13 protein-coding genes and 1 tRNA gene are annotated in these 7,634 nt (G+C 64.1%); 4 read left to right on the plus strand and 10 right to left on the minus strand.

Features of this window, described 5'->3' with window-relative positions:
* Positions 1 to 69: 69 nt before the first annotated feature.
* The 5 genes from EN906_RS15865 to EN906_RS15890 form a co-directional block, all read right to left on the minus strand.
* On the minus strand, positions 70 to 276 hold the full coding sequence (locus tag EN906_RS15865) for a hypothetical protein (protein ID WP_127269196.1): 207 nt from the start codon (positions 274 to 276) through the stop codon (positions 70 to 72).
* A 196-nt stretch (positions 277 to 472) separates the two neighbouring features.
* Positions 473 to 658 (minus strand): hypothetical protein, encoded by a 186-nt coding sequence (locus tag EN906_RS15870; protein WP_127269197.1) that lies wholly within the window; start codon positions 656 to 658, stop codon positions 473 to 475.
* 318 nt (positions 659 to 976) lie between these two features.
* Positions 977 to 1,050, minus strand: a tRNA-Gln gene (locus EN906_RS15880).
* An 84-nt stretch (positions 1,051 to 1,134) separates the two neighbouring features.
* The gene (locus EN906_RS15885; protein WP_127269198.1) at positions 1,135 to 1,428 is read right to left on the minus strand and encodes a hypothetical protein; all 294 of its coding nucleotides are present in this window, start codon (positions 1,426 to 1,428) and stop codon (positions 1,135 to 1,137) included.
* Between the two features lie 381 nt (positions 1,429 to 1,809).
* Positions 1,810 to 2,292 carry a pyridoxamine 5'-phosphate oxidase family protein gene (locus tag EN906_RS15890; RefSeq protein ID WP_127269199.1) on the minus strand — a complete coding sequence of 161 codons (483 nt, stop codon included), beginning with the start codon at positions 2,290 to 2,292 and terminating at the stop codon, positions 1,810 to 1,812.
* A gap of 186 nt (positions 2,293 to 2,478) precedes the next feature.
* Between EN906_RS15890 and EN906_RS15895 the strand changes: the two genes are divergently transcribed.
* Together EN906_RS15895 and EN906_RS15900 are read left to right on the plus strand one after the other, a co-directional pair.
* The gene (locus EN906_RS15895) at positions 2,479 to 3,534 is read left to right on the plus strand and encodes a PAS domain S-box protein (protein WP_127269200.1); all 1,056 of its coding nucleotides are present in this window, start codon (positions 2,479 to 2,481) and stop codon (positions 3,532 to 3,534) included.
* Between the two features lie 141 nt (positions 3,535 to 3,675).
* Entirely contained in the window at positions 3,676 to 4,224 is a 549-nt protein-coding gene (locus tag EN906_RS15900; protein ID WP_127271137.1) for an MgtC/SapB family protein, read from the plus strand.
* Here EN906_RS15900 and EN906_RS15905 read toward each other — a convergent pair.
* Positions 4,204 to 5,142, minus strand: coding sequence for an alpha/beta hydrolase (locus tag EN906_RS15905; RefSeq protein ID WP_206517099.1), 939 nt, complete (start codon positions 5,140 to 5,142; stop codon positions 4,204 to 4,206). The two genes, EN906_RS15900 and EN906_RS15905, sit on opposite strands and share 21 nt — an antisense overlap.
* 145 nt (positions 5,143 to 5,287) lie before the next feature.
* Here EN906_RS15905 and EN906_RS15910 point away from each other — a divergent pair, with 145 nt between their 5' ends.
* Together EN906_RS15910 and EN906_RS38805 are read left to right on the plus strand one after the other, a co-directional pair.
* Positions 5,288 to 5,593, plus strand: a complete 306-nt coding sequence (locus EN906_RS15910; RefSeq protein ID WP_127271135.1) for a hypothetical protein — start codon at positions 5,288 to 5,290, stop codon at positions 5,591 to 5,593.
* A 90-nt stretch (positions 5,594 to 5,683) separates the two neighbouring features.
* On the plus strand, positions 5,684 to 5,818 hold the full coding sequence (locus EN906_RS38805; protein ID WP_255337188.1) for a hypothetical protein: 135 nt from the start codon (positions 5,684 to 5,686) through the stop codon (positions 5,816 to 5,818).
* Between the two features lie 43 nt (positions 5,819 to 5,861).
* Here EN906_RS38805 and EN906_RS15915 read toward each other — a convergent pair whose 3' ends face one another.
* From EN906_RS15915 to EN906_RS15930, 4 genes are all read right to left on the minus strand, one after another.
* Positions 5,862 to 6,107, minus strand: coding sequence for a DUF982 domain-containing protein (locus tag EN906_RS15915; RefSeq protein WP_127271133.1), 246 nt, complete (start codon positions 6,105 to 6,107; stop codon positions 5,862 to 5,864).
* Between the two features lie 14 nt (positions 6,108 to 6,121).
* The gene (locus EN906_RS15920) at positions 6,122 to 6,358 is read right to left on the minus strand and encodes a DUF982 domain-containing protein (RefSeq protein ID WP_127270771.1); all 237 of its coding nucleotides are present in this window, start codon (positions 6,356 to 6,358) and stop codon (positions 6,122 to 6,124) included.
* 95 nt (positions 6,359 to 6,453) lie between these two features.
* Positions 6,454 to 6,897, minus strand: a complete 444-nt coding sequence (locus EN906_RS15925; protein WP_127270773.1) for a GFA family protein — start codon at positions 6,895 to 6,897, stop codon at positions 6,454 to 6,456.
* A 171-nt stretch (positions 6,898 to 7,068) separates the two neighbouring features.
* Positions 7,069 to 7,248: a DUF3606 domain-containing protein gene (locus EN906_RS15930; RefSeq protein ID WP_023813816.1), complete on the minus strand. Its 180-nt coding sequence runs from the start codon at positions 7,246 to 7,248 to the stop codon at positions 7,069 to 7,071.
* Positions 7,249 to 7,634: the final 386 nt, after the last annotated feature.

Consider the following 7,634-nt stretch of genomic DNA (forward strand, 5'->3'; position numbering starts at 1 on the left):
GGTCCCGCAGGCCGGTCGGCGGTTGCCGCGACGCGGCGCCGGCTGGCGTACCGGGACGAGACTCTCGGTTCAGAGGATATTGGTCGTCACTTCGACGATTATCGCGGCACCTTCCAGGCTGCCATTGGTGACGTGCACGACGCGCGATACCCGCAGATCCTGCGTGGTTCCGTCGATCGACAGCGCAACACTTTCGCCGATCCGGGGAACCGCCTGGAAAACGGCGTCCGTGGCCTCCGGCCGGTTGTCGATCGATAAGCGGCAGTTGACGGTCATGAGATGTCTCCTGTGTCGGCCCGGTGGTCAACGCAGGGTCCGCGAAATGGTTTCAGGAGCCGGATGCAACTTAACGGCGCCCGGATTCGTAAAGCAGTAATTGCTCCATCGTTCATCGTAACGGAGCAACAGCTCGCTGGGGAGGGCGTTGGGGCTGCCCCGGCGAGCTTGATCCGATTTGCCCAGGGGCGTTGCGTCACCGAGGTATGGAGACGAGTTCCGGAGCCCGCAATTCCCCGGCTATCCTTGCCGCCTGGAAGATTGTCATCAAAACCAGGATGGGCTCACCCTCGGTCGGGTTGATGGTCAGGACGACGCGGCCGAGCTCGTCGCTCATGCCGCAAGACCAGTCCTTCACGGCTATCACCTTTCGGACGGCCATATGCCTTCTCCTGCACGGAAGGTTCTCCGCGGGCTACGCCGTCTGGAGTTGGTCGACAGAACCTTCGCCTGACATTGCAACCAGCCGAAATGCGGCAAATGCGGCCAATATTATGAAAACCGCCGTGACGTTCAGGGACATCGTCGATGCAAGGACGCCCCCGTCAAAGCAACTCAGTTCCATGGCGCTGCACCCCTTGAAGCCACTGACGGTCCGGATGATGATCCTGCTTGGGGCGAAATACAAGCGTTCGCTAATACGCTGATGCCGGCTGGCCAGCCCTGCGCGCAGCTTTTGAACAGCCGAACGCTTGGTTGCTGGTTCCCGCTCAAGGGCTCGAACCTCGATTCACGCCTTCAAAGGGCGCTGTCCTACCATTAGACGAAGCGGGAAAATGCACGTTGCGCCCCACCCCTAGCCGGTTCGCGCGCCGGGATCAACGCACGGGGGCGGCAAAGCCGATTGGAAGCGCGGTGTCAGTCCGGAAAGTTGGTGACAGGTTCCTCGCAGCGGTAGACCGGGCAGCTGCCGTCGCGGGTCGGGACACAGGCCGACATCGGCACCTCCGGCCAGTCGCATTCGTTGCCGAACTGCCTGACATAGCGGTCATAGGTGTTGGGTCCGGTGGTCAGCACCACGGCATGATGGCTTTGGAGCAGTTGCCGGAGTTGGTCGCAACTCATCGTGCGGGTGTCGGGCCTGGCTTCGGCAAGGCCGGTCGCGGCCAGCAGGATCGCTGCCGTCATCAAGGCAATTCGGTGCATCGGCATGGCTATTCCCTCGAATGGAAGTATCGGCCGAAACTCGCATCCCGGCGGGTGGTTCCGCAACCGCCGGCTGGCCGTCTGTGGCGGCGCAACCAAATGGTTCGTCGCGCATTGCTGGGGATGGATGGGAGGAAGCCCTACGAGACCCCGCAATGGCGGCCCGGAAACGGGGACCGCGAGGCCATGTGCTGTTCTTTCTGCGGCGGGCGCGACCACAGCTATGAGGACTGTCCGCAAAGGGATACTGACGCCGATCCAGTGCCGAATGCCCCTGACCCTCCCAAGCCAGACTGATCCGCGCCGGTATGCCGCCAGCAATATGTCAAATGCGACCCGCCGGCATTCGTACATCTGACTGATGTCGTGATTTTCAACGCCGTCCGGCTACATCCTGACCTTACCGGTGTCACCGATTTCCGGGCGGCTGTCGCTGACCGTTGCGGCCAGCATCTTCACATAGCTGACCACGGTGCCGGGGCTGTCCCAATACTGGGCGTCCTTCGGCGTCACCTTAAGCACGCGGATCGAAGGATCATCGGCACTGTCCCACCAGGCCTTGGCCGGGGTCGACCACAACTCCCTGATCTTGGCGCGGTCGTTCGAAACCGCCGCCAGACCGCTGACGGAAACATATTTCTGGCCGCCTGAATCGGCGAAGGCGAGACCGACATTGGGCTCGGCTTCGATCTCGTCATCCTTGTGACTGTCGACATCGGTGAGGAAGTAGACGGCGTTTTCGTCGCGCACCACATGCGCCGCCATCGGTCGCGAGCGGATGTCATCGCCTTCGCGAGTGGCGAGCATACAGAAGCCGATCCTGTCCATCAGTTTCCAGACCCGGTCGAGATCGCTGTTGCCGTCGCTCATTGTGTGCCTCCTTATTGAGCCGTCCATGGGGGTGTCGGGTGCAACTCGCGCAGGCGCGCAAGGTTCCGGACATGAACTGCCCGGACTGTTCCTGGGAGGAATGTTGGAGGCGATTGCAACCAAAACGCACCGCGGCGCATTGGTGGCCATGCGCGCGATCCGCGCATGAGGGAGAAGGGGTCGACAGTGACAGATTTGGCGGGCCGTGATGCCTTGATCGCCATCACCGCCGATGCGCGGCTGGCGGCGATTGTCGATTCGTCCTTCGACGCTATCGTCAGCAAGGATCTGAACAGCATCATCACCAGTTGGAACGCGGCGGCGCAACGCATGTTCGGCTACACCGCCGAAGAGGCCGTCGGCCGCTCCGTGCTCATGCTCATCCCCGATCATCTCAAGGATGAAGAGACCGACATCATCAGCCGGGTTCGCAGGGGCGAGCTGCTGGCCAGCTACGAGACGATCCGCCGGCGCAAGGATGGCGGCCTCATCGCCGTGTCGCTGACCATTTCGCCGATCAGGAACGCGTCCGGCGAGATCATCGGCGCCTCGAAGATCGCCCGCGACATCACCGCCAGCAAGGAGAGCGAGCGCCGGATCAGGCTTTTGCTCCGCGAGGTGAACCATCGCGTCAAGAACCAGTTCGCGGTGATCCTCTCGATGATCAGGGAGACCAGCAAACGCTCGACCGATCCGCGTGAATTCGAGGAGTTGATCCGCTCCCGCATCATGGCGCTGTCGCGGTCGCACGATCTGCTGGTGAACTCGGAATGGGCCGGCGCCAGCCTCTTCGACCTCGCCCAGGAGCAGCTCAAGCCGTTCGGCCACGAGGCGCGGGTATCGCTCTCCGGGCCGCTTTTGACCCTGCAGCCGAACGCCGTGCAGAATCTCGGCATGGCATTTCATGAGCTCGGCACCAACTCATCAAAATATGGCGCGCTGGCGAGCGAGGCCGGGCGGCTCGAGATCACCTGGCGGATCGTCGAAGGCGTTTCTGACAAGCGGGAAATTCATCTGGTTTGGGACGAGACGATGCCGGTGCGCGAGGGAGAGCGGCGGGACGAAAGCACGCGCAAGGGTTTCGGCACCGTCGTCCTGCAACGGGTCGCGCCGCAATCGCTGAACGGCTTGGCGGTGCTGGATCGCAGCCCGGGCCATCTCAAATGGTCCCTGACGGCGCCGCTGGCTTCGATCATCGTTCCGCAGCTCGGCGCCGACGTGCCCGAAACCGAAACGTCCTGAGGCCTTGAGGATTGGCTCCATCAACCTCCCTTTGGCAGATGCGTATTCAAAAGCGGCCGCATCCTTGCCGCACCTGGCCGTGGATTCAGGAACCGCGACCCGGTGGCCGCGTTGTGGCGTCAAGCTTTTGGAGGGGACATCATGGAACAGCTCGTCGAGGAATTCGGCCATTCCACCTACACCTCGTTTCCGGTCATCGCGGCGCGGCTGTTGCTGGCCACCCTCTATGGCGCGGTCATCGGTTTCGAACGCGAATGGCGCAATCGCCCGGCCGGACTTCGCACGCATATCCTCGTCTGCGTCGCCGCCGCCACCTTCGGCATCCTGACGGTCGAGATCGTGCACGCGCCGATGTTCGCGGGGGAATCGGTCAAGGTCGATCCGATCCGGGTGGTCGAGGCGGTGACCGCCGGCGTCGCTTTCCTCGCCGCCGGCTCGATCATGTTTTCGCGCGGCGAGGTGCATGGGCTGACGACCGGCGCCGGCATGTGGCTGGCGGGCGCGATCGGCGTCGCCTGCGGACTGGGTCTTTGGCAAGTGGCCGGGTTCGGCACGCTGATCGTGCTGATAGTTGCCGGCTTTCTGCGCCGGTTCGAACGCGGGCCCGGCCTTGCCGCCGGTGATGAAGGCAGTCAGGCAAAGGCGGAGAAGGAGGGGGCCTCGGCCCGATCAAAGGGAGGGCGAAGGTAATCCCGTTCGCCGAGAGATGCCGTGACTGGTTTCACCGAAGAAGCCGGCCAGCAGATCGGCCGTGCGCGCCGGGTTCTCCTTGGGAAAGAAGTGCCCGCCCGGCATCGCCTGGCCGCGCACATCGTCGGCCCAGCCGCGCCACAGCGCCAGCGGCCCGCCTTCGCCGGCATACCATTGCGCCAACGCGCCCTGACCGCTCCATAGCGCCAGCAGCGGGCAGCGAATGCGCCGGCCGGCTGCCTTGTCGGCATGGTCGTGCTCGCGATCGAGCGTGGCTGCCGCCCGATATTCCTCGCAGATGGCATGGGCGTGGGCAGGCGCGCGCAAGGCCTCGACATAGGCCTGACGCACTTCGGCTGGAAACGCCGATGACGACGAGCCCCAGCCGTTGAGCGCATTGTCGACGATCGCCTCGGCGGCGCTGGACAGGATCTTTTCCGGCAACGGCTCGGGCTGCGCCAGCAGCGACCATGGCCAATAACCCAGCGCCAGCCTGGCGTCGGCCCGGTCCCAGGCATCGGCGGTCGGCACGATGTCGAGAACGGCGAGCCTGTCGATGCTGCCCCGATGATCGAGCGCCATGCGGTAGGCGACACGCCCTCCGCGATCATGGCCGGCGACCATGAAGCTGCTGAAACCCAGCTTCTCCATCAGCCTCATCATATCGGCGGCCATGGTGCGCTTGGCATAGGGGGCGTGGTCGGGAGTGGATGCCGGACACGAACTGCGGCCATAGCCGCGCAGGTCGGCGCAGACGACGCTGAACCGGCTGGCCAGAGCGGGGGCGATGTCGCGCCACATCAGATGCGTTTGCGGAAAGCCGTGCAGCAACAGCAGCGGTGGCCCGCCGCCGGCGCGCAGGCAGAATATGTTGGCATCGCCGGTGTCGATTTCCGCGCCTTGGAAACCCTCGAACATGATCGCCTCCGGCACGCGCAACGGCGGCAAACGGGTTTGGTTGCAATGCCGCCCGGCGAGGCGGCCAACCTTTTTCGTCGACAGACGTTGTCCCTGTGAAGGGAAGGTCGCCGCGGGCGACCGTGCAAGAAAGAAGGAGGCAGTGATGAGAATTCTCGCCATCATGCCAATCGGCCTCATGCTGGCGCTGGCAGTGCCGGCCGCGGCCCAGCAGCAGAACGACAGCCAGGCACAGGCCGACAAATGCAGGGCTCAGACCGAGCAAGGGGCAAAACAGCAGCCTGGACAGCAGGCCGATGACGGCAATTTGACCGCGAAGCTCAACGATTGCGGCGGCGTGCTGAAACCGCCCCCGACGGGCGACCAGGGCATGGCGGCGCCGGCCCCCGAGGAAGGCAAGACGCCGGTGATCAAGCCGGGTGAAGTGCCGCCCCAGCCGCCGAAGCAATAAACGCCGCTGGCTGGTATTATCGCGCAAGCTAATGGAACCTCGTTATCTCAGGAGCGTTTCTCTCACGACTTGGAATTCGGAGAGATTATCGTGAGAGATATTGCGACCACGGCCACGTTGCTTGCCTCGATAGCCATCGTTATTGCCTTGATTCTTCTGGCGCCGAAGAGTTTTGGCTTCGAAACCTCTCAGCCGATTGTCCAGGGCGAGCTTCCAACGAAATGACAAAGCAGGCGAGGCACGACGCCCCGTCTGCTTCCTTTGACACCTACCGCACCAGCACGCCGGCATGGCTGCAGAGCGCTGCGAACGCTTCCTGCGCCTCGGCGGCGCCTGTCCCGGTTTCCAATGCGGCTTCGACCTTCTCGCGCGCCGCCTGGTAGAACGGGCCGCGTTTGGCCTGCGGCCAGTCGATCAGGATTTCGCTGGCATCCTTGAGCGTGGCGACGTCGCGGATCGTGTCCGACCCATGCGGCTTGATCCGCATCGGTGTGGGCAAAATGAGCTCGGACATGTCCTGTTTTCCAACTACTGGAGGAGTTTTGCTTCGCGCGCGGCGTCGATCATCGCCCGCATCGCTTTTTCCGCCGGCGTCCAGCCATCCAGCGCATCGCGGCAACTGCGCAACGCCGCCCGGTAGCGCCGTCCCTGGCCAGACGGCCAGTCGCCGAGGCATTCCAGCCCTTCCCAGGCGCTGCGGATGATGCGCTCGCGCTCAGGCGCGAATTTCAGCCTGATGGGGCGGGGAAACATCTTGTCGTTCAACGGTCGTCTCCATGATTGCCGCAAGTGTCGCTGGCGACATGCGTGAGAGGCGATCGGTAACGTCGGCGGCAGGACAGGGTTCCCTTCCCAGGAGATCAAATCTCGGCGTCGATGTCCGACAGCGATCTCGGCGTCGGCGCTTCGGCGCTGTGCTGCGCTGGGCGGTCATGCTCGAACTGTTCGGTGCCGGGCAGAGCGTGCAGCCAGGTCTCGCGCCTGGAGGTCCACAATTCATATTCGGGCACGAGATCGGTCGGCGCGATGTCGAGGCTGCCGATCGCCACCTCGGCCTCATTGTCGTCGACCCAGGCGACGCGGCCGCCGCATGTCGGGCAAAAGCTCCGCGTGCCATAGGAGCTGACGAGGCCGGTGGTCTCGAAGGCCTCGCGCGGCCAGATGGCAAAGGCCGAATAGACCGAACCGCCGGCCTTGCGGCAATCCTTGCAGTGGCACAGGCCAACGCGCAATGGCGGGCCGTGAACCTCGAACTGCACGCCGCCGCACAGGCAGCTGCCGGTCCTGCGTATGGTGTCGGACATGGCGACCTCCCTCAATGCGTGGCGCTGCCGGCCGGGTGGGACAGATGCTCGTCTGCCGTTTCGTTGGCCAGGATGAGAAACCGGGAAAAAGACATCCTGTTCACCGTACCACCAGGCCCGGTTGACGCGGCCCGCAGCATCTTCAACGCCGCCCAGGCGAAATGGTTTCGGCTAGCCGCGGGCCGCCATATGGGCGTCGAGCTTCTTGCGCGAGGGGCCGTAGCGCTTGATGATGGTCTGTGCCTCGCTTGGCGGGATGCCGTATTTGCGGGCAAAGGCGGCAACCTCGTAGGGCTCTTCACTCGAGACCTGCTTGCGGTCCTGTTTCGTCTTCGACTTGTCGTCAGCCATCTCAGGCCTCGCTTTCTGTTGTCGGGGACGCGCAGTCTTCGGCGCCCGCGATCAACACGACATAACACAGATTGGCGCCGCCGGTTCCACCAGACGACACGGCCTGGGCTGCGATAGGCCTGTATCAGGCCGAGGGCCGCATGGTATCGGCGGCGGCAGCGTGGTCGCCGTCACATTCGGAGCATGCCGCGCTGAGGCCGGGGCAGCCGCGCCGGTGCGTGCCGGCGGGGCAGCAATGGCCGTTGGAATTCGTCCAGCGCGGGCATTCGAAGACCTGGCCAGCGCCACCGCAGCCGCTGCACTCCAGCGGCGCCGCCGCGATTGCAACTTGGTGGTAATCACGGAAGTGCTATCGTTAGTCGGGGCTAATGCATCGGCGTGCCGAC

It is taken from the genome of Mesorhizobium sp. M7A.F.Ca.CA.004.06.1.1, from assembly GCF_003999135.1.
Classification (GTDB): domain Bacteria; phylum Pseudomonadota; class Alphaproteobacteria; order Rhizobiales; family Rhizobiaceae; genus Mesorhizobium.

Coding starts and splice junctions, on each gene's coding strand:
- EN906_RS15865 (WP_127269196.1), bottom strand. CDS start 276: ATGACCGTCAACTGCCGCTTATCGATCGACAACCGGCCGGAGGCCACG.
- EN906_RS15870 (WP_127269197.1), bottom strand. CDS start 658: ATGGCCGTCCGAAAGGTGATAGCCGTGAAGGACTGGTCTTGCGGCATG.
- EN906_RS15885 (WP_127269198.1), bottom strand. CDS start 1,428: ATGCCGATGCACCGAATTGCCTTGATGACGGCAGCGATCCTGCTGGCC.
- EN906_RS15890 (WP_127269199.1), bottom strand. CDS start 2,292: ATGAGCGACGGCAACAGCGATCTCGACCGGGTCTGGAAACTGATGGAC.
- EN906_RS15900 (WP_127271137.1), top strand. CDS start 3,676: ATGGAACAGCTCGTCGAGGAATTCGGCCATTCCACCTACACCTCGTTT.
- EN906_RS15905 (WP_206517099.1), bottom strand. CDS start 5,142: ATGTTCGAGGGTTTCCAAGGCGCGGAAATCGACACCGGCGATGCCAAC.
- EN906_RS15910 (WP_127271135.1), top strand. CDS start 5,288: ATGAGAATTCTCGCCATCATGCCAATCGGCCTCATGCTGGCGCTGGCA.
- EN906_RS15915 (WP_127271133.1), bottom strand. CDS start 6,107: ATGTCCGAGCTCATTTTGCCCACACCGATGCGGATCAAGCCGCATGGG.
- EN906_RS15925 (WP_127270773.1), bottom strand. CDS start 6,897: ATGTCCGACACCATACGCAGGACCGGCAGCTGCCTGTGCGGCGGCGTG.
- EN906_RS15930 (WP_023813816.1), bottom strand. CDS start 7,248: ATGGCTGACGACAAGTCGAAGACGAAACAGGACCGCAAGCAGGTCTCG.